This window comes from Pantoea sp. Sc1 (genome assembly GCF_000255315.1).
Classification (GTDB): Bacteria; Pseudomonadota; Gammaproteobacteria; order Enterobacterales; family Enterobacteriaceae; genus Pantoea; species Pantoea anthophila.
Window position 1 is genome coordinate 1,351,557 of the sequence record NZ_AJFP01000001.1, and the last position, 25,358, is coordinate 1,376,914.

Below are 25,358 nucleotides of genomic sequence, written 5' to 3' on the forward strand. Positions count from 1 at the left end.
TAGCAGTAACAGGCAGCGTCTTTTACCGGCTGGCGCGTTCATTTATAGCGCAGCGTGACGGAAAAAGTGACGATTTTCAACGGCATGAACGGCTGAGAATCACCCGGGCGATAGCGAATTTTTTTATCGCCTTTTTTATGGATGCAGAAAAGGAAAACCGCTACGCAAACGTTTTCTTTTTCTGTTAGAATGCGCCCCGAACTGGATGCAGGGGTGCAATTGCACTGGCGCTGGAAGAGTTCATGATCTGGATTGATTACGTCATTATTGCGGTAGTTGGTTTTTCGGCTCTGGTCAGCCTGATTCGCGGGTTTGTCCGGGAAGCCTTATCTCTTGTTACCTGGGGATGCGCGTTTTTTGTCGCCAGTCATTACTACGCCTACCTTGCAGTCTGGTTTACAGGTTTTGACGACGAACTGGTTCGTAACGGTATCGCCATCGGTGTGCTGTTTGTGGCAACCCTGATAGTCGGGGCCATAGTGAACTACGTTATCGGCACGCTGGTGGAAAAAACCGGCCTGTCGGGAACCGACCGGGTGTTGGGAGTCTGTTTCGGGGCGTTGCGTGGTGTGCTGATTGTGGCCGCTTTGCTGTTCTTCCTTGATACATTCACTGGCTTTTCCAAAAGTCCGGACTGGCAACAGTCTCAACTCATTCCCGAGTTCAGTTATATCATCAGGTGGTTTTTTGATTACCTGAAAAGCACGTCGAGTTTTTTACCCCGGTGATGTGACCGGGAGTGCGGCTTAATGAGGAAATGACAACATGTGCGGTATTGTCGGTATCACCGGTTTCATGCCGGTCAACCAGTCGATCTATGACGCGTTAACGGTGCTCCAGCACCGCGGGCAGGATGCCGCAGGCATTTGTACTATCGATGCGCTGAAATGTTTTCGCCTGCGAAAGGCAAACGGCCTGGTCAGCGACGTTTTCGAAGCACGTCACATGCAGCGTCTGCAGGGCAACATGGGCATTGGTCACGCGCGTTATCCTACGGCAGGAAGCTCCAGTGCCTCTGAAGCGCAGCCTTTCTACGTCAACTCGCCCTATGGCATCACTCTGGCGCACAACGGTAATCTGACTAACGCCCATGAACTGCGTAAGCACCTGTTCGAAAAGGGCCGCCGTCACGTTAACACCACGTCAGATTCTGAAATCCTGCTGAACATCTTTGCGCAGGAACTGGATCGCTTCCAGAACGATCCGCTGGAAGCTGACAACATTTTTTCTGCGGTTGCAGCCCTGCATCAGCAGGTGCGCGGCGCTTACGCCGTCGTGGCGATGATTATCGGACACGGCATGGTCGCCTTCCGCGATCCTAACGGCATTCGTCCGCTGGTCCTCGGCAAGCGCGTCATCGCTGACGGCCGTACCGAATATATGGTTGCCTCAGAGAGCGTGGCGCTTGATACGCTGGGCTTTGAGTTCATCCGTGACGTGGCGCCGGGTGAAGCGGTTTATGTCACTGAAGAGGGCCAGCTGTCGACCCGTCAGTGTGCTGAAAACCCGAAAAGCAATCCGTGCCTGTTCGAGTATGTCTATTTTGCACGTCCCGACTCGTTCCTCGACAAGATTTCGGTCTACAGCGCCCGTGTCCGTATGGGCACCAAGCTGGGCGAAAAAATTGCCCGCGAGTGGGAAGATCTCGATATCGACGTGGTGATTCCAATCCCGGAAACCTCAACCGATATCGCGCTGGAGATTGCGCGTATTCTCGATAAACCCTATCGCCAGGGCTTCGTGAAGAACCGCTACGTCGGCCGCACCTTTATCATGCCGGGCCAGCAGTTACGTCGCAGCGCAGTACGTCGTAAGCTCAACGCGAACCGCGCGGAATTCCGTGATAAAAACGTGCTGCTGGTGGATGACTCCATCGTGCGTGGCACCACTTCCGAGCAGATCATTGAGATGGCGCGTGAAGCGGGCGCAAAACGGGTTTACCTGGCGTCAGCGGCCCCGGAAATTCGCTTCCCGAACGTCTACGGCATCGATATGCCGAGCGCCACGGAGCTGATTGCCCATGGCCGCGAAGTGGAAGAGATCCGTCAGCTGATCAAAGCGGATGCGCTGATTTTCCAGGATCTCAACGATCTGATCGAAGCGGTGCGTGAAGAGAATCCGGATATTACCCAGTTTGAATGTTCGGTTTTCAACGGCGTCTACGTGACCAAAGATGTCGATCAGCAGTATCTGGAGTATCTTGAGTCGCTGCGTAATGATGACGCGAAAGCGCTTCAGCGCCAGAACGAAGTCGAGAACCTCGAGCTGCACAACGAAGGCTGATATCCCCGACAGGCGGACAGCACAGAACAGGGCGGGAGCAATCCCGCCCTGTTTGTTTTCAGAAATCGTCCGGCCGCGTTATGATGGTGCATTAGCGGAGACAAGGTTGGACTATGAAACGACTCATCATTGGCATCTCTGGCGCAAGCGGGGTGATCTACGGCGTGCGCATGCTGCAGGTGTTGCAGCAGGTGGAAGAGGTGGAAACGCATCTGGTCATGAGTCAGGCGGCGCGACAGACGCTGGGACTGGAGAGCGACTACTCGGTTCGCGACGTACAGGCGCTGGCCGATGTGGTGCACGACGTGCGCGATATTGCCGCGAACATCTCCTCCGGGTCGTTTAAAACACTGGGCATGGCGATCTTACCCTGCTCGATGAAAACCCTGTCAGGCATCGTTCACAGCTACAGTGACTCCCTGCTGACCCGGGCAGCGGACGTGGTGTTAAAAGAGCAGCGTAAACTGGTGTTGTGCGTGCGCGAGACCCCGCTGCATGTCGGTCATCTGCGCATGATGACCACGGCGGCCGAACTGGGGGCTATCATTATGCCGCCCGTCCCGGCGTTTTATCACCGTCCTGATACCATCGGGCAGATCATCGACCAGACCGTTAATCGCGTTATCGATCAGTTTGATATCGACCTGCCGGAAGATCTGTTTATGCGCTGGCAGGGTGCATAAAGTTCCGCGGGCGCACTTAATTAGTGCATAAGCGCGCCCCGGATCACTCTTCGTGCATCTGACGCACCAAAAGTTAACATCATCGCTTTTTCTCTTTTACTTCACTGCTATATTCCCCCCTATAAACAGGCGGTTTTCACCGCACTGGCGTCACGCTAACTGCGTGGATAACTTGCAGATCTGGCATGAAACATGCAGATTAATTAGCGCATTCACATCACGAACCACATAACAAAAAGCACTTCACTTGAGGGTAATCTATGAAAAAGCGTGTTCTGGCTCTTTCCCTGATGCTGGGCTTATCCAGTGCTGCCAGCGTCTTTGCGGCGGTTCCGGGGTCAATCCGCATCGGTACAGATCCAACTTACCCACCGTTTGAGTCGAAAAACGCGCAAGGCAAGTTAGTGGGCTTCGATATCGACCTCGCTAACGAAATCTGCAAACGTATCCATACCCAATGTACCTATGTCGAAAGTGATTTCGATGCGCTGATCCCTTCACTGAAAGCGAAGAAAATTGATGCCATCATCTCCTCACTCTCCATCACAGCAAAACGTCAGGAAGAGATCGCCTTCTCAGAAAAACTCTACGCCGCCAACGCACGTTTAGTGGCACCGAAGGGATCAAAAATCGAGCCGACGATTGAATCGCTGAAAGGCAAAAACATCGGTCTGCTGCAGGGCACCACACAGGAAACCTATGCCAATGAGAACTGGCGGCCAAAAGGGGTGACGATTACGCCTTATGCGAACCAGGATCTGGTCTATCAGGATCTGAATGCAGGCCGTATTGATGCCGCTTTCCAGGATGAAGTCCAGGCCAGCGAAGGCTTCCTGAAGCAGCCGGTGGGCAAGAACTACGCGTTTGCCGGTCCGGCGGTGAAAGATGACAAGATCTTTGGTGTCGGAACAGGCATGGGGCTGCGTAAAGATGACAGCGAGCTGAAGGCCGCTATCGACAAAGCCTTTACTGATATGCGTAAAGATGGCACCTACGACAAGATTGCGAAGAAATACTTCGATTTCAATGTGTACGGCGACTAACCATCCTGTCGCTTTATCCTCTGGCTGCTGAAGCCCGCCGGAACGGACGGCTTAACGCCGCTGTGCCCCGGGGGCGGATGGCAGAGACGCCAGAGTGATAAAGCTAAACTGCCCGTCGATGTCTGGCGGGCAGCGTTTTGTTTTCACCCCACGACAGGACCCTTTCGATGCTGTATGGCTATTCTGATGTAATTCTCAGGGGCACACTGGTGACGCTGGAACTGGCGCTCACTTCCGTGGTGCTGGCAGTGCTGCTGGGGTTGATCGGCGCAGGCGCGAAACTGTCGCGCAGCCGGCCTCTGGCGATGATTTTTGAAGGCTACACCACGCTGATCCGTGGCGTGCCCGACCTCGTATTAATGCTGCTGATCTTCTACGGTCTGCAGATTGTCCTCAACCAGATCACCGATGCGCTGGGCATGGCGCAGTTTGATATCGACCCGATGGTCGCCGGTATCATCACGCTCGGCTTTATCTATGGTGCCTACTTTACTGAAACGTTCCGGGGTGCCTTTATGGCGGTGCCGAAAGGGCAGATTGAAGCGGCCACCGCGTTTGGTTTTACCGGCGCGCAGGTGTTTCGCCGCATTCTGTTCCCGGCCATGATGCGCTATGCGCTGCCCGGCATCGGTAACAACTGGCAGGTGATCCTGAAAGCCACCGCGCTGGTCTCGCTGCTCGGACTGGAAGATGTCGTGAAGGCGACGCAGCTGGCCGGAAAAAGCACCTGGCAGCCGTTCTATTTCGCCATCGTGGCGGGCGTGATTTACCTGCTGTTCACCACGCTGTCGAATGGCGTGCTGTGGTGGCTGAACCGGCGCTATACGGTAGGCGTGAAGAGGGCGACTTATGATTGATATTATTCAGGAATACTGGAAATCGCTGCTCTGGACAGACGGTTATCGCTTTACCGGCGTGGCGATCACGCTCTGGCTGCTGATCCTCTCGGTCGCCATTGGCGGATGCCTGGCTATTCTGCTGGCGATTGCGCGGGTTTCCCCTAATCGCTTTATCAGTTTTCCGGTCTGGCTCTTTACCTACGTGTTCCGTGGCACGCCGCTCTACGTGCAGCTGCTGGTGTTTTACTCCGGGATGTACACGCTGGAGATTGTGAAAGGCACGGAGCTGCTGAATGCCTTTTTCCGCAGTGGCCTGAACTGTACATTACTCGCCTTTACGCTTAACACCTGCGCCTACACCACGGAGATCTTTGCCGGGGCCATTCGTTCGGTGCCGCACGGGGAGATTGAGGCGGCGCGGGCGTATGGCTTCTCGACCTTTAAACTCTATCGCTGCATCATTCTGCCGTCGGCGCTGCGTACGGCGCTGCCAGCCTACAGCAACGAAGTGATTCTGATGCTGCACTCCACGGCGCTGGCCTTCACCGCGACGGTGCCGGATCTGCTGAAAATCGCGCGGGATATTAACTCCGCGACCTATCAGCCGTTCACCGCCTTCGGCCTGGCAGCGGTGTTATACCTGATTATCTCTTACGTGTTGATCAGCCTGTTCCGCCTGGCGGAACGCCGCTGGCTGGCCCACGTGAAACCCTCTTCATCGCATTGAGTAGAACTATGGCTGACAATAAATTAAGCGTCACCGAATTGCATAAACGTTACGGTGAACATGAAGTGCTGAAAGGGGTCTCGTTAACTGCTAAAGCGGGCGATGTGATCAGTATCATAGGATCGTCCGGTTCAGGGAAAAGTACCTTTTTACGCTGCATCAACTTTCTCGAAAAACCGAGTGAAGGCAGCATCGTCGTCAACAACCAGCAGATCAACTTAGTCCGTGACAAAGATGGTCAGCTGAAAGTGGCTGATAAAGAGCAGCTGCGCGCATTGCGCACCAGCCTGACCATGGTGTTCCAGCACTTCAATCTCTGGAGCCACATGACGGTGCTGGAAAACGTGATGGAAGCGCCGATTCAGGTGCTGGGACTGAGCAAGGCGGAAGCGCGTGAACGGGCAATCCGCTATCTCGATAAAGTCGGCATTGACGCACGGGCACAGGCGAAGTATCCGGTTCATCTCTCGGGTGGTCAGCAGCAGCGTGTCTCGATTGCGCGTGCGCTGGCCATGGAGCCGGAAGTATTACTGTTTGATGAGCCGACCTCGGCGCTCGATCCGGAGCTGGTAGGCGAAGTGCTGCGCATCATGCAGAAGCTGGCAGAGGAGGGCAAAACCATGGTCGTTGTTACCCATGAGATGGAGTTCGCCCGCCACGTTTCCAGCCACGTCATATTCCTGCATCAGGGCAAAATCGAAGAGCAGGGAGCGCCTGCGGAGCTGTTCGGTAACCCGAAAAGCCCGCGACTGCAGCAGTTCCTCAAGGGATCGCTGAAGTAACGGATAGCGGGGCGGACAGATGCGGGAAGCAGGGCATCGGCGTGACGTGCCCTGCGCCGGTACGCTGCCTGCCCGCTGCGTCACGTCTGCAGTAACTTCAGCGCCGTGTCCTCGTCGGTCACCAGACCCGATACCCAGCCGCCCTGTAAGGCGGCCCGGATCGCCGGGTACTTGCGTTCGCTACCGGCAAAGCCAATGATTTTGCGCTGTGTCTGGCTTTCCAGATGCACGCTGGTCAGGAGTTCATCCGTTTCCCCCCACACGCGTTCACCCTGCTGATTGAAAAAGTGACCGAGCATCTCGCCTGCGACGCCACGCGCATTCAGCGCCTCAACCTGCGTATCGGTAATAAATCCCTCGGCGTTCAGCGGACAGCCTGGCATCACTTCGCCAATCCCGACAAAGGCTACGTCTGCCCGTAAGGCGCGTTCGGTGACGCGCTGATACACCTTATGCTGCACCCACATCGCTTTATCTTCAGGCGTGTCGGCGTAGAGGGGGGCCGGAATAAAGAAATACTTACCCTGCATCTTTTCGGCCATCTTCAGCGGGACATCATAGCGTGTCCCGGAATCATCCCGCGCGATGGCGCCAATCATCGAAACGCAATGATGCTGCGGGCGATCCACCCAGGGCAACGCGTCGATGATCGAGCGTAAGGTTTTACCGGAACCAATGCCAAAGACCTGTGGCGCTTCCTCACTGATGAACTGCGCCATTACCGCCGCCCCTTCGACGGCCAGCATTTGCTGAATGGCATCCTCGTTCAGACTGGCCGAGGGCACGACGCGACAGAGTTCCAGACCAAACTTCTCCTGGACCTCACGCGCCAGCTGCAGACAGTGCGTGACGGGATGATCGATTTTTACGTTCACCATGCCCATTTCACGAGCACTGGATACCAGACGCTGCGCCACCTGGCGCGACAATCCCAGTGCCTGCGCAATCTCCTGCTGTGTCACGCCCGCAACGTAATACATCCATGCGGCACGCGCGGCCAGCTCCTGCTTTTTCTCTTCTCTGCTCATCACGCTGTTCCGTCGAATTCAGAGAGACATCTTAACGCGAGCCGGGCAAAAAGCGCTAACCGGGCAAAAGCCCAATAAAAGAGCAAAAGTATTATTTGTGACAGAGCTCGCAGAAGGATCCGCGTAATGAACACTATGCTAACGGCTATCGGGCAAATGCCCCTCACCGTGGCAAATGTTTAATTGAGGCGATTATGACCAATCAATCCGTGTGGATGCATATCGGCGCAGGATCTTTTCATCGGGCACATCAGGCGTGGTATCTGCATCAGCTGCGTAAGCAGGGCGACGAAAGCTGGGGCATCGCGCTGGGCAATATCCGCCAGGACGCCGCGCCGCTGCTTGATCAGCTCGCGCAGCAGCAGGGCGAATATGTGCTGGAAACCGTAACGCCCGAAGGTGAGCGCGACTATGAGACCATCACGTCGCTGCGCAAAATTTTGCCCTGGGATAGCGACATCCGCGCGCTGATTGAGCAGGGCGCCCGTGCGGAAACACGTGTGATTAGCTTCACCGTGACAGAAGCAGGTTACTACCTGACGCCCGCGTTTACGCTGGATCTCAGTCAAGCGGACGTGAAGGCCGATCTGGGTGGCGATATCCGCACCCTCTACGGCGCACTCAGCCGCATTCTGACACAGCGGGTTGCCGGGGGCGGGGCACCGGTCACGCTGCTGAACTGCGACAATCTGCGCCACAATGGCGAGCGCTTTCGTGACGCCTTCCTGACGTTTCTGACGGCCAAAGGCGATACCGCGCTGGCCGACTGGGTGCGTGCACAGACCCGCTCACCGAATACCATGGTCGATCGCATCACCCCGCGGCCCACCCCGCAGGTAGCCGAACGCGTGCAGGCGGCGACCGGCAGGGAGGAGGGTGCCGCAGTGATGGCCGAATCTTTTATTCAGTGGGTCATTGAGGATGATTTTATTGCCGGACGCCCGGCACTGGAAAAGGTGGGCGTTGAGCTGGTGGAATCGGTGCTGCCGTGGGAAGAGGCGAAAATTCGCATCCTTAATGCGACCCATGCCGCGATTGCCTGGGCGGGCACGCTGATTGGGCTGAACTATATCGATGAGAGCACCCGTCATCCGGCCATCTATCAACTGGCGCACGACTACGTGACCCAGGATGTCATTCCCTCACTGTCACCCAGCCCGCTCGATCTGGCGGATTATCGCGATGTGGTGCTGGCCCGCTTCAGTAATCCCTATATTCAGGACACCAATCAGCGCGTCGGTGCCGATGGCTTGTCCAAAATTCCCGGCATGGTGACGCCAACCCTGCAGGCGTGTTACCAGCGCGGCGTGCAGCCGGCCGCAACGGCGGTGATCCCGGCACTCTTCTTCCTGTTTATGCAGCGCTGGGCCAGTGACGACTTACCCTATCCCTATCAGGATGGTGCGCTTCAGGCCGAAACGCTGCGTAAACAGTTCGCCAGCGCCGATCCGCTCCGTGCGTTCCTGAGCGATCACGCGCTGTTTGCGGAACTGGCGTCCGATAAGGCGTTTCATGAGCTGGTGACGCGCCAGGTGGCGAATCTGCAGCAGTGGCTGAAGCAGCCTGAACTGGCGGCGGTGTAATCATGTATCTCGGTATTGATATCGGTACCTCAGAGCTTAAAGCGCTGATCGTGAACACGCAGGGTGAGATTGTGGCGTCTCAGCACGCCACGCTCAGCGTGCAGCGTCCGCATCCTCACTGGGCAGAACAGGAACCTGAACGCTGGTGGCAAGCCTGCTGTGAGGTTCTGGCGGGATTGCGTCATCAGTCTCCTCAGGCATGGGCTGAGATTCGCGCGATAGGATTGTCCGGTCAGATGCACGGGGCCGTGCTGCTGGATGCCGGAGGCAGGGTGCTGCGTCCATGTATCCTGTGGAACGACACGCGCAGCGCACCACAGTGTGAAAGGCTGGCGAAGCAGCATCCCCGGATGATAGCGATCAGCGGCAATATGATTATGCCTGGCTTCACTGCACCAAAGCTCTGCTGGGTTGCGGAACATGAGCCAGAGATCTTCAGCCGTATCGATAAGGTGTTGCTGCCGAAAGATTACCTGCGCTGGCGTCTGACCGGACGCTTTGTCACTGAGCCTTCAGATGCTGCCGGAACGCTGTGGCTCGATGTATCCCGGCGTGACTGGTCGGACGAACTGCTGGCCATCACCGGACTGACGCGTGCCGCCATGCCTGAACTGGTGGAAGGCAGTGCAGTAAGTGGACATCTGCAGGCGACACTGGCGAGCGAGTGGGGCTTATCCACCTCAGTCACGATTGCAGGCGGCGGCGGGGACAATGCCGCGTCGGCCGTCGGGGTAGGCGCGGTGAACGCCGGGGATGCTTTTATCTCACTGGGGACGTCCGGGGTGATTTTTGTCGTCAATGACCGCTTACAGGCGGACCCGCAATCCGGGGTGCACGCCTTTTGCCATGCGCTACCGGGCCGCTGGCATCAGATGAGTGTGATGCTCAGCGCCGCCAGTTGTCTGCGCTGGCTGTGCAATCTGCTGTCAGTGAGTGAAAGCCAGCTGATGGAGGAGATGGCTCAGCTCAGTGATGAACAGCTGCGCAGTGCCCCGATTTTTCTGCCCTATCTCTCCGGGGAGCGCACCCCTCACAACGATCCTGACGCCTCTGGCGCTTTCTTCAATCTGCGCCATGAAACGCCGCGCGCCCTGCTGGGCTATGCGGTGATTGAAGGCGTGGCATTCGGACTGGCTGATGGGGCAGAGGCGCTCGGCGAGGCCCGGCACCCCATTCAGCAATACAGCCTCACCGGTGGGGGCGCGCGCAGCACGCTGTGGGCGCAATTGATTGCCGATGTGCTGCAACTGCCGGTTGTTACTCACCCGGCCAGCGCCTCTGGCGCGCTGGGGGCGGCACGTCTGGCGTGGCTGGCTGATGGCGGTGCTGAGCATGAGGTGTGCCTGAAGCCGCCAGTCCAGGCGCGCTATCAACCGGACGACGCTCGCGCAGCCGTACTGCAACAGCGGCTGCGTCTGTTCCGGGAACTCTACATCCAGCAGCAACAGGTGCGTAACCTGCTGCCTGCATAAAGACTAACCAAACAGAAGGTGATTGTGATGCAATCGAACGAATACTGGTTTGGCTTACCGAAAAAGATGTTCTGGGGCTTCCTCGCTATCGCCATCTTTATGGCGGGTGATGGCTTTGAAATGGCGTTTCTGTCACGCCATATCACCGACATGGGCTTTTCGCCCGCGCAGTCTGCCGTCGTGTTCACCTTCTATGGTCTGGCAGCCGCGCTGGCAGCCTGGGCATCGGGTGTGGTCGCCGAGCTGATCACGCCGCAGCGCGCGATGATGATTGGCTTTGTGCTGTGGATCGTCATGCATGCCCTGTTTATGTCACTTGGGCTTGGGCTGCGTAACTATCCCCTCATGGTGCTGTTTTACGGCATTCGCGGGCTGGCTTATCCGCTGTTTATCTACTCTTTCATGATGATGCTGGTGCAGGTCTTACCGCGCGAGAAACTGGCGGCGGCGACCGGCTGGTTCTGGGCGATGTATTCAATCGGCATTGGCGTGGTGGGCAGCTATCTGCCCAGTCTGACCATTCCGATGCTGGGGGAGACCGGAACGCTGTGGCTGGCCATCATCTGGGTAGCCTGTGGCGGGATTCTTGCCTGGTTCAGCCTGCGCAACGTGCCGGTAGATCGTTCCCGCGTGAATCTGCCGATGCGTGACAAGATGACAGAGATGTCGCGTGCCGTGACCATCCTGTTCACCAATCAGCATGTCTTTTATGCCTGCCTGATTCGCATCATCAACACGCTGTCGCTGTTTGGTTTCGCCATTATCATGCCACTGCTGTTTGTCGACCGTCTCGGCTTTACCATCTCTGAATGGCTGCAGATCTGGGCGGTGTTCTTCTTCGTTACCATCTTTACGAATATCTTCTGGGGCCTCACCGGTGAGAAGCTGGGCTGGATCCGTCAGGTACGCTGGTTTGGTTGCCTGGGAATGGCTATTTCCAGCCTGACCTTCTACTACCTGCCGCTGTATGCGGGGCATAATTTCTGGGTGGCATTAATTCCTGCGGTCATGCTGGGGATCTTTGTCGCCGCGTTTGTGCCGATGACCGCCGTCTTTCCGACGCTGGAGCCGCATCACAAAGGGGCAGCGGTCTCGATTTACAATCTCTCCGCGGGACTCAGTAACTTTGTGGCACCGGCTATCGCCTCTGTCATGCTGCCATTCTTCGACATCGTCGGAGTGGTATGGGCCTACACCGCGCTGTATGTGTTCGCTGGCGTGCTGACCTTTATTATCCGCGTGCCACAACCGGGGCACACGCGGGAAGAGAAGGCGATGCAGTCGCGGGTCGCCGGACAGCGAAGCTGATTACCCCTGCGGCGGCCCCGGGCCGCTGCAGGATTATCCTGCGACATCCTGCAAGGCTTCCTGCAAATCGTACCAGCGGAAGCCGAAACCAGAGGCTTCCAGCCGCTTCGGCAGCACATGCTGACCGCCCAGCACCAGCACCGACGACTCCCCCATCATCAGCTTAATGGCGCTGGCGGGCGTGCGCATAAAGGCCGGACGATGCATCACCCGCCCCAGCGTGGCGGCAAACTGCTCATTGCGCACCGCGTAAGGAGCCACCATGTTGAACGGGCCGTGCAGATCCTCATGATCCAGCAGCCAGAGAATCGCGTTGACCATGTCATCGATATGGATCCACGGCATATACTGTTTGCCACTGCCGATCGGTCCGCCCGCGCCAAACTTAAACGGCAGTTTCATTTTACTGAGTGCGCCGCCTTCACGAGCCAGCACCACACCGGTGCGTATCAGGCAGACGCGGGTACGTTCACTCGCGGCGCTGAGTGCCAGCTGCTCCCAGCGGGCGCAGAGCTGATGGGTAAACTCATCATGGCCCTCATCCTCTTCAGTCAGCACCAGATCGCCGGTATTGCCATAGAAGCCGGTTGCCGAACCGGAAATCAGGACGGCGGGTGGCGTTGCGCTGGCATTAATCAGTGAGGCAATCTGCTCGGTGATCTGCCAGCGGCTTTCGCAGAGCTGCTGTTTATGGGGTTCTGTCCAGCGTTTATCGGCAATGGGTTCGCCCGCCAGGTTAATCACGGCATCAATGTTATTGAGGTTTGTCTGCTGCGCCAGACCTGACCAGAACGCCACGCTCTCGCCCAGTTTTTCGCGTGCGCTGACGATATCCCGCGTCACGACACTGATCTGATGCCCCAGCTGTTGCAGCCGTGGAATCAGATGACGCCCAATCAGTCCCGTGCCACCGGTAATAAGAATGTGCATGTTGCGGCTCCCTTTGTGTTTTTGTTATCTGCTCCTTTCAGCATAGAAGAGCGGAGCCACTCTGAAGTGCCTCGCGTCGCGCTTTGTTATTCCGGCGTGAGAGGTCGGAGCAGCTCAGCGTTGCCTTCACAAAAAAAAGTCGGTAAACATGATGCAACCCTGACAGCCAATCGAGGTAACCGATGAATTATCCGCCCATTGTCCTGTGGTCAGATTCATCATTTTTCAGTCCTTATGCCATGTCCGCCTATGTTGCTCTTACCGAAAAAGGGGTGCCTTTTCAGCTGAAACGCGTCGATTTATCGCAGAATCAGCAATATGCGGAGGCCTATCGGGCGCTGTCACTGACCTGCCGTGTGCCAACGCTGCAGATTGACAGCTTTCTGCTGAGCGAGTCTTCCGCCATCAGCGAATATCTGGAAGAGCGTTTTCCGGCGCCTGAATTTGAGCGGCTCTATCCCCATGACCGCGAGAAGCGCGCCCGCGCCAGAGAGCTTCAGGCCTGGCTGCGCAGTGACTTTATGTGGATCCGCCAGGAGCGCCCGACGGAAGTGCTGTTTGCCGGTGAACGTTTTGCGCCACTGACGGCGTCAGCACAGCAGGCGGTCACTAAACTGATTGCAGCCGTCGAGCGTCTGCTGCCGGAAGGGCAGCAGAACCTGTTTGGCGAATGGTCCATTGCGGATACCGATCTGGCGGTGATGCTCAACCGGCTGGTATTGCATGGCGATCCCTTACCGACACGTTTGCAGCACTATGCTGAATTTCAATGGCAGCGAGCCTCAGTCCAGCTGTGGTTAGCAGAAAGTGGTAAAAATCGATAACTGTCAGGGCTTGCTCAGGCTGACGGAAGTGATTACCTTACGCCACATTAAAATAACAAGTGGCAAACTGCGTGCATCTGGGCACGCCAAACAGGAAAGGGTTACGGATGGTGGATCAAACTGCGGGTGACGGCATCGAGTGGGTCGATATTGTAAGCGAAGAGAATGAAGTCGTTGCTCAGGCGACACGTGCGCAGATGCGCGCTCAGTGCCTGCGTCACCGCGCCACCTATATCGTGGTTCATGACGGTATGGGCAAGATTCTGGTTCAGCGTCGCACGGAAACAAAAGATTTCATGCCGGGCAAACTCGACGCAACGGCGGGTGGCGTGGTGCAGAGCGGTGAGGATATGCTGGAGTCTGCGCGTCGCGAAGCTGAAGAGGAACTGGGCATTGCCGCCGTGCCTTTTGCTGAGCATGGCAAATTCTACTTTGAAGATCAGCACTGCCGCGTCTGGGGTGGCCTGTTCAGTTGCGTGTCCCACGGGCCTTTCGCGATGCAGGAGTCCGAGGTCGATGAGATTTTCTGGATGACGCCCGACGAGATCACCGCCCGCTGCGATGAGTTTACTGACGATTCGCTGAAAGCGCTGTCGCTGTGGATGAGTCGTAACGGCGATAGCCGCGACTGAGACGGTTCCGGCGCCTTGCCTCAACGGGCAGCGCCGAATCGCACGTTTGCGGATTAAAAAAAAGGCATGCCCCGGGGCATGCCTTTTCTGTTCTCACCTGGCGCTTAGCCTTCAGCCTGCTGTGACTGAATGGCGGTCAGCGCGATGGTGTAGACGATGTCGTCGACCAGCGCGCCGCGCGACAGGTCATTGACCGGCTTACGCATCCCCTGCAGCATCGGCCCGATCGAGATCAGATCGGCGGAACGCTGAACCGCTTTGTAGGTGGTGTTACCGGTGTTGAGATCCGGGAAGATAAACACGGTGGCGCGACCCGCAACCTGTGAGTTGGGCGCTTTTGATTTTGCCACATCTTCCATGATCGCGGCGTCATACTGCAGCGGACCATCGATCACCAGGTCAGGACGTTTTTCCTGCGCAATCCGTGTGGCTTCACGCACTTTTTCCACGTCGCTACCTGCACCGGAGGTGCCGGTGGAGTAGGAGATCATCGCCACACGCGGGTCGATACCAAAGGCTTTGGCAGAATCGGCGGACTGAATCGCGATTTCGGCCAGCTGCTCAGCGGTAGGATCCGGGTTAATCGCGCAGTCACCGTAAACCAGCACCTGCTCAGGCAGCAGCATAAAGAACACCGATGAAACCAGTGAGCTGTTCGGCGCGGTTTTGATCAGCTGCAGTGGCGGACGAATGGTGTTGGCGGTGGTATGAACCGCACCGGATACCAGACCATCCACTTCACCGCTCTCCAGCATCATGGTGCCCAGCACCACGTTATCTTCCAGCTGCTCCTGCGCGACAACTTCGGTCATACCTTTGTTCTTGCGCAGCTCAACCAGGCGCGGCACATAGTTTTCACGAACCTGTTCCGGGTCAACGATCTCAACCCCTTTGCCCAGCTCAACCCCCTGAGCCGCCGCAACACGCTGGATCTCATCCGGGTTGCCTAACAGCACGCAGGTGGCGATACCGCGTTCAGCACAGATAGCGGCCGCTTTAACGGTGCGCGGCTCATCGCCCTCTGGCAGAACGACGCGTTTGCCCGCTTTACGCGCCAGCTCGGTCAGCTGATAGCGGAAGGCCGGTGGTGAAAGGCGACGGCTGCGTTCTGACGTGGCGGTCAGCGACTCAATCCAGTCAGCGTTGATGTAGCTGGCAACATACTCCTGCACTTTCTCAATGCGCTGGGTGTCATCAGCCGGGACTTCAAGGTTGAAGCTCTGCAGGCTCAGGGAGGTCTGCCAGGTATTGGTTTTCACCATAAATACCGGCAGGCCGGTCTGGAAGGCGCGATCGCAAAGACGGGCGATGCGATCGTCAATCTCGTAGTTTCCGGTTAGCAGGATAGCGCCGATCTCGATGCCGTTCATGGCGGCCAGACAGGCGGCGACCAGCACATCCGGGCGGTCTGCGGAGGTGACCAGCAGAGAGCCAGGACGGAAATGCTCCAGCATGTGCGGGATACTGCGGGCGCAGAAGGTTACCGATTTCACCCGGCGGGTCTGAATCTCACCTTCGTTGATGATGCGCGCACCCAGGTGGCGGCACATGTCGATCGCGCGGGTCGCAATCAGATCAAAGCTCCAAGGCACGCAGCCCAGAACCGGCAGCGGGCTGTCTGAGAAGAGCTGCTTAGGATCGATATTGGCGATGCTGGCTTTCGACGAATCATCGAAGATCTCTGACAGGTCAGGGCGGGTACGTCCCTGATCGTCAACCGGCGCGTTCAGTTTATTGATGATCACGCCCGTGATGTTTTTATTCTTCTGACCGCCGAAGCTGCTCTGGGTCAGCTCAATGCGCTCTTTCAGCTGGGCCGGTGAGTCATTACCCAGCGCCATCACAAAGACGATCTCGGCATTCAGCGTTTTGGCAATTTCATAGTTCAGTGCGTTGGCGAACTGATGCTTACGGGTCGGCACCAGACCTTCAACCAGCACCACTTCCGCATCCTGCGTGTTGGCGTGATAGCGGGAGATGATCTCCTCCATCAGCACATCCTGCTGGTTCGATCCCAGCAGTGATTCCACACGGGACATCTGCAGCGGTTCGGCGGCAGGAATCGAGGAGTTCTTGCGAATGATGGTGGTGGTTTGATCCGGGGTATCGCCGCCGGCACGCGGCTGCGCAATCGGCTTAAAGACGCTGAGGCGGACGCCTTTGCGCTCCATGGCGCGGATAACGCCGAGGCTGACGCTGGTCAGGCCGACGCTGGTGCCGGTCGGAATGAGCATAATTGTACGTGACACGTTTGAACCTCTCAGTAATGGCAGGGTGTCAAAAACAACTCCGTCAGCCTGAGCTGACGGAGAGAAGGGGTTATGCAGTCAGACGCGCGGCGTCCTGGGCGATGACCAGCTCTTCGTTGGTCGGAATCACCAGGGCCGGACGGGTGCCTTCTTTATTGATGTGGCCAGATTTACCGAAGCGCGCTGCAAGGTTGCGATCATGATCAACCTCAAAGCCCAGCAGCGCCAGTTTTTTCAGTGAAAGTTCACGCACCATCGCCGCGTTCTCACCGATGCCGCCGGTGAAGACCACGGCATCAAGACGACCGTCCATCAGCGCCGTGTAGCTGCCGATATATTTCGCCAGGCGGTGGCAGAACACATCCATCGCACGTTTCGCATCTTCTTTCGTCGCGTAGTTATCTTCCACGTAGCGGCAGTCGCTGGTGACTTCGGTCAGACCTAACAGGCCGGACTCTTTGGTCAGCAGTTTATTGATGGCGTCAACGCTCATGCCCAGGGTGTCGTGCAGGAAGAAAACAATCGCCGGGTCGATGTCGCCACTGCGGGTGCCCATCACCAGCCCTTCCAGTGGCGTCAGCCCCATGGAGGTATCGACGCACTCGCCATTACGGATGGCAGAGACAGAACCGCCGTTACCAAGATGGCAGGTGATGATGTTCAGTGATTCAAGCGGTTTATTGAGCATTTTGGCCGCTTCGTGTGTCACATAGAAGTGGCTGGTGCCATGCGCGCCGTAGCGACGCACGCCGTGCTCTTTGTACAATTTGTAGGGCAGGGCGTAGAGGTAAGACTCTTCCGGCATTGTCTGATGGAAAGCGGTGTCGAATACGGCGACATTCTTATCTGACAGGTGCGGGAAGTTCTTCATCGCTTCATCAATCCCGATCAGATGAGCCGGGTTATGCAGCGGGGCAAAGGAGGAGGCGTCTTTGATGCCCTGAATCACCTCTTCAGAGATGATAACGGACTGAGTCAGCTTTTCGCCGCCATGAACAATACGATGACCGATTGCAGCAATTTGTGCCGAAAGCTCTGGTTTTTGTGCCAGAATGGATTTAACGATGAAGTTCAGCGCTTCGCTATGCGCTGCACCGGCACCGAGAGGCGCTTCCTGTTTTTCGCCGTCCAGTTTCCATTTAATACGTGCTTCAGGAAGGTGGAAACATTCTGCCAGGCCCGACAGGAACTCTTCGCCGCTGGCAGGGTTGAGGATGGCAAACTTAAGGGAAGAGCTGCCACAGTTCAGAACCAGAACTAACTTACTCGACATGGAAGTACCTATTTTTTGAGAGTGGCTAAATAAAACGCAATCAGACTAACAGCGTAGCCCATGAAAGCTGGTAGATTAATGACAAACATCATGCGGTAGACAGAAATCTGCATTTCCGCAAAAAATTTCGGTAATCTTACGCAAAAATTTGAAGATCGCCTTGTCGAAACATGGCTCAAGCCTCTTCCCAACGGCATCCCGCGCCCGGAAAGGTGTTGAAACGGCGTCAGAATAGCTGGAGTCATCTTTAAAGACAAAAAAAATTGAAGGATGTCACGTAAAGTTGTGTGGTTATAACTTTTTTTTAATGTTTGCAGGATTAGTTGAGGTGAGCCATGGCGAATGAATCTGGCAGTACCAATTGGTTTCAGATGTTTCAGCGCGGTCAGCACTACATGAAGACCTGGCCTGCTGATAAGCGCCTGGCCCCCGTGTTTCCGGAAAACCGTGTTTCATCCGTGACGCGTTTTGCCATTCGCTTTATGCCTCCCCTGGCGATTTTTACCCTGACCTGGCAGATCGCGATGGGTGGCCAGCTTGGCCCGGCCGTGGCGACGGCGCTGTTTGCCTGCAGCCTGCCGATGCAGGGGTTGTGGTGGCTCGGTAAGCGTTCTGTCACGCCGCTGCCGCCGACGCTGCTGAGCTGGTTTCATGAAGTCCGCGCCCGACTGGAAGAGGCGGGACAGGCTATCGCGCCGGTAGAAGGCAAACCGACCTATCAGGCGCTGGCCGACCTGCTGAAACGTGCGTTTAAACAGCTTGACCGCACGTTCCTCGACGATCTCTGACCCTCTTCAGGCGGGCGGTAATTTAATTACCGCTAACCCGCAACCAAATCAAAGAAAGGCGATACGGCGATTTCCGTATCGCTAACGCTATGCAATCATTTCCTCCTTGTCGATTAACTGAGCGGTCGCCGACCGGGAGCGAATGATGGAAATGACCCATGCACAGCGTTTAATTCTTACCAACCAGTACAAAATCATGGCGATGCTGGAGCCGGAAAATGCTGAACGTTTTCGCCGTTACCAGACCATCATTGAGCGCGGTTATGCACTGCAGATGCGGGAGCTGGATAAAGAGTTCGGCGAACTCAGCGAAGCAACCTGCCGGACGGTGATCGACATTATGGAAATGCATCACGCGCTGCACGTCTCCTGGTCAAACCTGAAAGAGAAAAGTCAGACGGATGAGCGCCGTCTCGCTTTTCTCGGTTTTGATGCCGCGACAGAAGCCCGCCTGCTGGGATATGTGCGCTTCATGGTCAACACGGAAGGGCGCTACACCCACTTCGATTCCGGCACCCACGGCTTTAACGCGCAGACCCCGATGTGGGAAAAGTATCAACGCATGCTGGCTTTATGGCAGACTTGTCCGCGCCAGTACCATTTGAGTGCCAACGAGATTGCACAGGTTATTAATGCATGATGAGGAGAAGCGCGTGACCTACAGAGGTTTTCTTTTTGATTTGGACGGCACGCTGGTCGATTCGCTGCCCGCCGTAGAACGCGCCTGGAGCCAGTGGGGTGCGCGTCATGGTATTGCTGCCGATGAGATCCTCGATTTTATTCATGGCAAACAGGCCATTACTTCTCTGCGTCATTTTATGGCAGGCCAGCCGGAAGAGGCGATTCAGGCGGAGTTTGTGGCGCTGGAGCAGGCGGAAGCGGCGGACACCGACGGTGTGCAGGCGCTGCCGGGTGCCAGAGCGCTGCTGGAAAGGCTGAACGCGCTGCAGATCCCCTGGGCCATTGTCACCTCCGGTTCGGTGCCGGTTGCGCATGCCCGACATAAAGCCGCAGGCTTGCCGAAACCTGTGGTGTTTATTACTGCGGAGCAGGTGGCAAAAGGTAAACCGGAACCCGATCCCTATCTGCTCGGGGCGGAGAAACTGGGCTTAGACGCCGCAGCCTGTGTGGTGGCAGAGGATGCCCCCGCCGGCATCGTATCCGGACTGGATGCAGGCTGCGCGGTGATCGCCATCAATGCTCCGGCGGACACCCCCCGGCTGGATGAGGTGGCGCTTCGCCTCAGCTCACTGGCATCACTGGTCGTGACCCGTGAATCTGACGGCAGTTTTACCTTCAGCCAGCAGGCGTAAGGGAGGGGCCGGCGGTCACGCCGCCGGGCTCAGAGTGGCGTATCCTGCGAGATTTCATCCAGCGACAGGCTGAAGCTCGGAATAAAGACCTCAACGAAATAATCCATCTCAGGCGAACGCCGTTGCGCCAGCGTTGTCTCCAGTCGCGCTTTCGCCAGTAAAAACTCATTGTTCCCGGCAGAGAGTTCCTCAAGACACTTAACATAGGCGCAGAGCGCATCGGCCTGCTTGACGACGGCCTGCTCCTCTTCACTGTGCAGGTGCTCATCGATTAACGGGCGATAGATCGCCTGAAACTCTTCCGGCAACATCTCAATCAGCTTCTGCTGCGCAATTTTCTCAATTTTTTTATATTCGTGCGCGATCTGCGCGTTGTAATACTTGACCGGTGTGGGCAGGTCGCCGGTCAGCACTTCGCTGGCATCATGATAGAGCGCCAGCATGGCGATGCGATCGGCATTCAGCGATCCGCCGAACTTAAGGTTTTTGATCACGGCCAGGGCGTGCGCCACCATGGCAACCTGCAGGCTGTGTTCAGACACGTTTTCGGTGCGCACGTTGCGCATCAGCGGCCAGCGGTTGATCAGCTTGAGACGGGAGAGATGGGCGAAGAAGTGACTTTGAGTCATGCGCGTTCCTGTTAGCCGGCAGGGGAGAGACAGGCTCTCCCCAAATAGCTTCAGTATACGCGGGCGGGATTACTGACGATAGCCTTGCAGGAAACGGCCAAATTTATTGATGGCCATTTCCAGATCGTCCACGCGCGGCAGCGTGACGATGCGCAGGTGGTCGGGCGAGGGCCAGTTAAATGCGCTGCCCTGAACCAGCAGGACTTTCTCCTGCAGCAGGAAATCCAGCACCATCTTCTGATCGTCGAAGATGTTGAATTTTTTAGCATCGATTTTCGGAAACATATAGAGCGCGCCCTGTGGCTTCACACAGCTGACGCCCGGAATATCGTTAATCAGTTCCCAGGCGCGCTGACGCTGCTCGTAGAGACGTCCGCCAGGCATGATAAATTCGCTGATGCTCTGGTAACCGCCCAGCGCCGTCTGAATCGCATGCTGCGCCGGCACGTTAGCACAGAGACGCATTGAGGCGAGCATCTCCAGCCCTTCGATGTAGCCTTTAGCATGTTTCTTCGGCCCGTTCAGCACCATCCAGCCCTGACGGAAACCGGCCACGCGATAGGTTTTGGAGAGGCCGTTAAAGGTCACGGTCAGCAGATCCGGTGCCAGCGCGGCGATGCTGTGATGCTGTGCCTCATCATAGAGGATCTTGTCGTAGATCTCGTCGGCAAAAATGATCAGGTTATGCTGACGGGCAATCTCAACCACTTCCAGCAGCAGCTCTTTGCTGTAGACCGCACCGGTCGGGTTATTCGGGTTGATAATGACGATGCCGCGGGTGCGGGGCGTAATCTTGCTGCGGATGTCATCCAGGTCGGGGAACCAGCCTGCGGACTCATCACAAAGATAGTGCACAGCTTTCCCGCTGGAGAGAGAGACGGCCGCCGTCCATAACGGATAGTCGGGAGCCGGGACCAGCATTTCGTCACCGCTGTTCAGTAACGCCTGCATCGCCTGCACGATCAGTTCTGACACACCGTTGCCAATGTAGATATCTTCTACCGTGACGTCGCGCATGTCGCGCGCCTGGTAGTGCTGCATAATCGCTTTGCGGGCAGAGTAGAGGCCCTTGGAGTCGCAATAGCCCTGGGCGCTGGGAAGATTACGAATCACATCGACCAGAATCTCGTCCGGCGCTTCAAAGCCGAAAGGCGCCGGGTTGCCGATGTTCAGCTTAAGAACTTTGTTGCCTTCTTCTTCGAGGCGTTTTGCCTCTTTCAGTACCGGACCACGGATGTCGTAACAGACATTGTCGAGTTTCCCGGATTTATCAATTTGAAAAGTCATTGTTACCGCCTTAATGGGCAGAATCCTTTTGGCTGCCACAGAAATCAAACCAGCACAATGTACTCTCCTCAGGATAACAAAAGAAGGGTGCCGTCCGGTTTTGGCGGGTTCAACACCTTTTTGCCCGGCGCATAGCGTAAAAATTATTTACCACGGCTTTAGCTGGTCAATAAAACCATAAATAAGGGTAAGGTCAGGTTTTTAAACTGATGAATAGCGTGGCAGGGGCGGGGCTGCGGTGCGCGTTTTCTCAAAGCGGACCGTAAATAATCTGAAGCGGTCATTTTTCCGCCGCGGAAATATACCCCAGGAGAAATAGTTAAAGGATATTTTATGAATGCTCATTTTGTGGACGATTTTGCGGCCTCGTTAATACTTACGCCTTAACGCTGCTTAAGAGTATCCGGTTTAAGGTGTTGTGATCGCCGGAAAAGGTCCAAAAGCAGAGGGTAAAAGAGGCATCAGATTGAACTATTGTGGGCAGCAGTTAACAGTTTCTCACTAAATTTCAGAGCGATGAAGGCTTAAAAAGTGATCAATAATGTGGCATAAGGGTCTGGAAATGCCTTTGCCGCAAAATTTACAGCGCTTTTCACAAAATCATTTCCATTTTGAAGTCAAAAATGATTAAGTATAATTTATTATTTAATGCACTTTACCGCTTTGTCCCGCCAGCCCGTAAAGTGTGAATTTCGTCCTGTCCGGTTCTTTTCGGCAGGATCACGATTATGACGCAGCTTCCTGCATTCGCGCCCCCCGCGCTTTCGGTTCAGACGTGGTCTTTTTCACGACAGCGTATGACCCATCAGGTGAGTGAGCCGTGCGGAATCCGCACAAGAGATTTTTTGTGCCAGTCTTCACACAGGACTGTCATTAAGCACCATTACTGCTTATCACTTTGATAAGCTTGTAATAACACCAGGGTAGTAGTTCGTAAAATCTTATAAGTGAAGAAAAAAACATGACTAATGCAAATCGTCCGATACTGAATCTCGACCTCGATCTGCTGAGAACTTTCGTTGCCGTTGCGGATTTGAATACCTTTGCAGCCGCCGCTGCAGCGGTCTGCAGAACCCAGTCAGCAGTCAGTCAGCAGATGCAACGTCTGGAACAATTGGTAGGTAAAGAGCTGTTTGCCAGACATGGACGTAACAAACTGTTAACAGAGCATGGAATTCAGCTTCTGGGCTATGCCAGAAAAATTCTGCGTTTTAATGACGAAGCCTGCACCTCACTGATGTACAGCAACATTCAGGGCGTACTGACTATCGGTGCCTCTGATGACACCTCAGACACGATCCTGCCATTCCTGCTGAACCGTGTGACCTCGGTGTATCCGAAGCTGGCTATCGATGTGCGGGTTAAACGTAATCCTTTCATGATGGAAATGCTCAACCAGGGTGAAGTGGACCTGGTTGTGACGACCTCCAGCCCGGGTAATTTCACCTATCAGGTGCTGCGGACATCACCGACTTTATGGTACTGCGCTGCGGATTATATCTTCCAGCGTGGTGAAGCAATTCCACTGGTGCTGCTGGATGAGCCAAGTCCTTATCGTGATATGGCCATCGACCATCTTAACGAAGCCGGCATTCCGTGGCGGATCTCCTATGTCGCTTCAACCCTGGCTGCTGTACGCGCCGCGGTAAAAGCGGGTCTGGGTGTGACAGCCCGTCCGGTGGAGATGATGAGTCCGGAACTGCGTGTGATGGGTGCGGCGGAAGGGCTGCCGGTGCTGCCTGATACGCAATACCTGCTGTGCCGCAATCCGGATAGCGATAACGAACTGGCACTGGCGATCTTCAATGCCATGCAGTCCACTAACGATCCCTACAATCTGAGCAATAATCCCGATGGTGCATTGTTGCTGGATGACGAAGAGTAGTTTCGCTTACGTATTGCACTCCATACCAGCGTGACTGTCTTAATAGACGCTTATAAATCGCCTCTCGATTTCCGAACCGGACGAGAGGCTTTTTTTTGTCTGATGCACTTCAGACGCCCATCCGCACACGTCCTGTCCCGCTGATTCACGTCCTTTTCAGCCTCACACCGCTCTCTACTGAAACCTGCCAGTCATAAACCCGCTATTTTGTTCCATGATGTCTCATTTGAGGTGGATAAAATTGCGGCAAAAAGGGCAAAACTGTGTTCCTGATCAAGAAAATACCCCTGGTAAGGGGAAGGAAAACAGCGTGAGACCTGTCAAAATATGATTGTTAAATGCACGATCCATGCGTGTGAATACCCGCTACACTAAAATTAACCCTACAGACTGAAGCGATTTAGCTGGAAAGCGGGGCATCATTTGTTAATAATATGATGCAGGTGTGAAATAATGTTTGGATACTTTTGTCAAAGTTGACAAAAGGTTATAGAAAGGAGTAAAAAACCCCATAAAATTGCTGCTTATTGACAAATAACAGCGACGTTTGAAAGGTTTTTACCCTTCCCTTGAATCGATGTGGTCAGTTTGCTGCGGGAAACGCGTGCAGGATGCCAGCGCCACTTTTGATGAGTAAGCAATGAGTATGTCAACTACCACCGAAATCATCGCTCAGCACTGGGCGTTTATCGTATTTATCGTTATTGCCTTTGGCCTGTGTGCTTTCATGCTGACCGGAGGATGGCTGCTCGGCGGCAAAGCACGCGCCCGCTACAAAGACACGCCATTCGAATCGGGCATCGAATCCGTTGGTGATACCCATATCCGCCTCTCGGCGAAATTTTATCTGGTTGCGATGTTTTTCGTCATTTTCGACGTCGAAGCCCTCTTTTTATACGCATGGGCGACCTCAATCCGTGAAAGCGGATGGATCGGCTTTGCGGAAGCCGCAATTTTCATTTTGGTGCTCCTGGCGGGGCTGGTCTATCTGGTGCGCATCGGCGCGCTGGACTGGGCGCCTGCCCGCCGTCGCGTAGTGGTGAAAACCACTACGGTCAGCCACACCAAACCTCACAAGCAGTAAAAGAGAGGCAATAAGATGGACTATACGCTCACCCGCATAGACCCGAACGGTGGTGAGAACGACCGTTATCCTCTGCAAAAGCAGGAAATCGTCAGCGATCCGCTGGAGCAGCACGTTCATCGCAGCGTCTACATGGGCAAACTCGAAAATGCCCTGCATGACATGGTGAACTGGGGACGTAAAAACTCCCTCTGGCCCTACAACTTTGGTCTCTCCTGCTGTTATGTAGAGATGACAACGTCGTTCACGGCCGTGCACGACGTGGCCCGTTTCGGCGCGGAAGTGATGCGTGCCTCGCCACGTCAGGCTGACTTTATGGTCATTGCCGGTACCCCCTTCACCAAAATGGCCCCGGTCATTCAGCGTTTGTACGATCAGATGCTGGAGCCAAAATGGGTCATTTCCATGGGTGCCTGTGCCAACTCCGGCGGCATGTATGACATCTATTCCGTTGTGCAGGGCGTGGATAAGTTCCTGCCGGTTGATGTGTACATTCCTGGCTGCCCGCCTCGTCCTGAAGCCTATATGCAGGCACTGCTGCTGCTGCAGGAGTCGATCGGTAAAGAGCGCCGTCCTCTCTCATGGGTTGTCGGCGATCAGGGCGTTTATCGCGCCAACATGCAATCCGAGCGGGAAAGAAAGCGCGGCGAGCGCATCGCCGTCACTAACCTGCGCAGCCCGGACGAAGTCTAAAACCGTACGGATGGAAAATCGCG

Annotated in this window: 24 protein-coding genes; 18 read left to right on the top strand and 6 right to left on the bottom strand. The window is 55.7% G+C overall.

What is annotated here, in order from left to right:
* The first annotated feature begins 242 nt into the window (after nucleotides 1-242).
* The 7 genes from cvpA to hisP all read left to right on the top strand — a co-directional run bounded on the left by cvpA (nucleotide 243) and on the right by hisP (nucleotide 6,357).
* Nucleotides 243-728 carry a colicin V production protein gene (gene cvpA, locus S7A_RS06400; RefSeq protein ID WP_009088980.1) on the top strand — a complete coding sequence of 162 codons (486 nt, stop codon included), beginning with the start codon at nucleotides 243-245 and terminating at the stop codon, nucleotides 726-728.
* A 37-nt stretch (nucleotides 729-765) separates the two neighbouring features.
* Nucleotides 766-2,283: an amidophosphoribosyltransferase gene (gene purF / locus S7A_RS06405; protein ID WP_009088981.1), complete on the top strand. Its 1,518-nt coding sequence runs from the start codon at nucleotides 766-768 to the stop codon at nucleotides 2,281-2,283.
* Nucleotides 2,284-2,396: 113 nt separating this feature from the next.
* Nucleotides 2,397-2,966 carry a UbiX family flavin prenyltransferase gene (locus tag S7A_RS06410; protein WP_009088982.1) on the top strand — a complete coding sequence of 190 codons (570 nt, stop codon included), beginning with the start codon at nucleotides 2,397-2,399 and terminating at the stop codon, nucleotides 2,964-2,966.
* Nucleotides 2,967-3,226: 260 nt separating this feature from the next.
* Nucleotides 3,227-4,009: a lysine/arginine/ornithine ABC transporter substrate-binding protein ArgT gene (gene argT, locus S7A_RS06415; protein ID WP_009088983.1), complete on the top strand. Its 783-nt coding sequence runs from the start codon at nucleotides 3,227-3,229 to the stop codon at nucleotides 4,007-4,009.
* Between the two features lie 167 nt (nucleotides 4,010-4,176).
* A complete protein-coding gene (locus S7A_RS06420; protein ID WP_009088984.1) occupies nucleotides 4,177-4,866 on the top strand; it encodes a histidine ABC transporter permease HisQ in 690 nt (229 codons plus the stop codon).
* On the top strand, nucleotides 4,859-5,575 hold the full coding sequence (locus S7A_RS06425) for an ABC transporter permease (RefSeq protein WP_009088985.1): 717 nt from the start codon (nucleotides 4,859-4,861) through the stop codon (nucleotides 5,573-5,575). Before S7A_RS06420 ends, S7A_RS06425 begins: the two co-directional genes overlap by 8 nt.
* Before the next feature lie 8 nt (nucleotides 5,576-5,583).
* The gene (gene hisP / locus S7A_RS06430) at nucleotides 5,584-6,357 is read left to right on the top strand and encodes a histidine ABC transporter ATP-binding protein HisP (protein ID WP_009088986.1); all 774 of its coding nucleotides are present in this window, start codon (nucleotides 5,584-5,586) and stop codon (nucleotides 6,355-6,357) included.
* Between the two features lie 80 nt (nucleotides 6,358-6,437).
* Here the strand turns inward: hisP and S7A_RS06435 are convergent, their stop codons facing one another.
* On the bottom strand, nucleotides 6,438-7,385 hold the full coding sequence (locus S7A_RS06435; protein ID WP_009088987.1) for a sugar-binding transcriptional regulator: 948 nt from the start codon (nucleotides 7,383-7,385) through the stop codon (nucleotides 6,438-6,440).
* A 194-nt stretch (nucleotides 7,386-7,579) separates the two neighbouring features.
* Here S7A_RS06435 and dalD point away from each other — a divergent pair, with 194 nt between their 5' ends.
* Genes dalD through S7A_RS06450 form a run of 3 tightly spaced genes read left to right on the top strand, consistent with a single transcriptional unit; the run spans nucleotide 7,580 to nucleotide 11,748 of the window.
* Entirely contained in the window at nucleotides 7,580-8,968 is a 1,389-nt protein-coding gene (gene dalD, locus S7A_RS06440) for a D-arabinitol 4-dehydrogenase (RefSeq protein WP_009088988.1), read from the top strand.
* Between the two features lie 2 nt (nucleotides 8,969-8,970).
* Nucleotides 8,971-10,440 (top strand): xylulokinase, encoded by a 1,470-nt coding sequence (gene xylB, locus S7A_RS06445; RefSeq protein WP_009088989.1) that lies wholly within the window; start codon nucleotides 8,971-8,973, stop codon nucleotides 10,438-10,440.
* 27 nt (nucleotides 10,441-10,467) lie between these two features.
* Entirely contained in the window at nucleotides 10,468-11,748 is a 1,281-nt protein-coding gene (locus S7A_RS06450; RefSeq protein ID WP_009088990.1) for an MFS transporter, read from the top strand.
* Nucleotides 11,749-11,781: 33 nt separating this feature from the next.
* Here the strand turns inward: S7A_RS06450 and S7A_RS06455 are convergent, their stop codons facing one another.
* A complete protein-coding gene (locus S7A_RS06455; RefSeq protein WP_009088992.1) occupies nucleotides 11,782-12,678 on the bottom strand; it encodes a TIGR01777 family oxidoreductase in 897 nt (298 codons plus the stop codon).
* A 182-nt stretch (nucleotides 12,679-12,860) separates the two neighbouring features.
* On the opposite strand from S7A_RS06455, the gene yfcF reads away from it, so the two are divergent.
* Both yfcF and yfcD read left to right on the top strand, forming a co-directional pair.
* A complete protein-coding gene (gene yfcF / locus S7A_RS06460) occupies nucleotides 12,861-13,502 on the top strand; it encodes a glutathione transferase (protein WP_009088994.1) in 642 nt (213 codons plus the stop codon).
* Between the two features lie 107 nt (nucleotides 13,503-13,609).
* Entirely contained in the window at nucleotides 13,610-14,134 is a 525-nt protein-coding gene (gene yfcD / locus S7A_RS06465) for an NUDIX hydrolase YfcD (protein WP_009088996.1), read from the top strand.
* Between the two features lie 104 nt (nucleotides 14,135-14,238).
* Here yfcD and pta read toward each other — a convergent pair whose 3' ends face one another.
* A complete protein-coding gene (gene pta / locus S7A_RS06470; protein WP_033736164.1) occupies nucleotides 14,239-16,368 on the bottom strand; it encodes a phosphate acetyltransferase in 2,130 nt (709 codons plus the stop codon).
* A gap of 85 nt (nucleotides 16,369-16,453) precedes the next feature.
* The gene (gene ackA / locus S7A_RS06475; RefSeq protein ID WP_009089000.1) at nucleotides 16,454-17,656 is read right to left on the bottom strand and encodes an acetate kinase; all 1,203 of its coding nucleotides are present in this window, start codon (nucleotides 17,654-17,656) and stop codon (nucleotides 16,454-16,456) included.
* Between the two features lie 335 nt (nucleotides 17,657-17,991).
* On the opposite strand from ackA, the gene yfbV reads away from it, so the two are divergent.
* From yfbV to S7A_RS06490, 3 genes are all read left to right on the top strand, one after another.
* Nucleotides 17,992-18,444, top strand: coding sequence for a terminus macrodomain insulation protein YfbV (gene yfbV, locus S7A_RS06480; protein ID WP_009089002.1), 453 nt, complete (start codon nucleotides 17,992-17,994; stop codon nucleotides 18,442-18,444).
* 145 nt (nucleotides 18,445-18,589) lie between these two features.
* Nucleotides 18,590-19,084 carry a YfbU family protein gene (locus tag S7A_RS06485; RefSeq protein ID WP_009089004.1) on the top strand — a complete coding sequence of 165 codons (495 nt, stop codon included), beginning with the start codon at nucleotides 18,590-18,592 and terminating at the stop codon, nucleotides 19,082-19,084.
* Nucleotides 19,085-19,097: 13 nt separating this feature from the next.
* On the top strand, nucleotides 19,098-19,757 hold the full coding sequence (locus S7A_RS06490; RefSeq protein WP_033736505.1) for a sugar phosphatase: 660 nt from the start codon (nucleotides 19,098-19,100) through the stop codon (nucleotides 19,755-19,757).
* 29 nt (nucleotides 19,758-19,786) lie between these two features.
* On the opposite strand, the gene yfbR is transcribed toward S7A_RS06490, so the two are convergent.
* Both yfbR and S7A_RS06500 read right to left on the bottom strand, forming a co-directional pair.
* Nucleotides 19,787-20,386 carry a 5'-deoxynucleotidase gene (gene yfbR, locus S7A_RS06495; protein ID WP_009089008.1) on the bottom strand — a complete coding sequence of 200 codons (600 nt, stop codon included), beginning with the start codon at nucleotides 20,384-20,386 and terminating at the stop codon, nucleotides 19,787-19,789.
* A gap of 69 nt (nucleotides 20,387-20,455) precedes the next feature.
* Complete coding sequence (locus S7A_RS06500) at nucleotides 20,456-21,673, bottom strand: pyridoxal phosphate-dependent aminotransferase (protein ID WP_009089010.1); 1,218 nt, start codon at nucleotides 21,671-21,673, stop codon at nucleotides 20,456-20,458.
* 961 nt (nucleotides 21,674-22,634) lie between these two features.
* On the opposite strand from S7A_RS06500, the gene lrhA reads away from it, so the two are divergent.
* From lrhA to S7A_RS06515, 3 genes are all read left to right on the top strand, one after another.
* A complete protein-coding gene (gene lrhA / locus S7A_RS06505) occupies nucleotides 22,635-23,558 on the top strand; it encodes a transcriptional regulator LrhA (RefSeq protein ID WP_003854247.1) in 924 nt (307 codons plus the stop codon).
* A gap of 640 nt (nucleotides 23,559-24,198) precedes the next feature.
* Complete coding sequence (locus tag S7A_RS06510) at nucleotides 24,199-24,642, top strand: NADH-quinone oxidoreductase subunit A (RefSeq protein WP_071987796.1); 444 nt, start codon at nucleotides 24,199-24,201, stop codon at nucleotides 24,640-24,642.
* 15 nt (nucleotides 24,643-24,657) lie between these two features.
* Nucleotides 24,658-25,335, top strand: coding sequence for an NADH-quinone oxidoreductase subunit B family protein (locus S7A_RS06515; RefSeq protein ID WP_009089012.1), 678 nt, complete (start codon nucleotides 24,658-24,660; stop codon nucleotides 25,333-25,335).
* Nucleotides 25,336-25,358 lie beyond the last annotated feature (23 nt).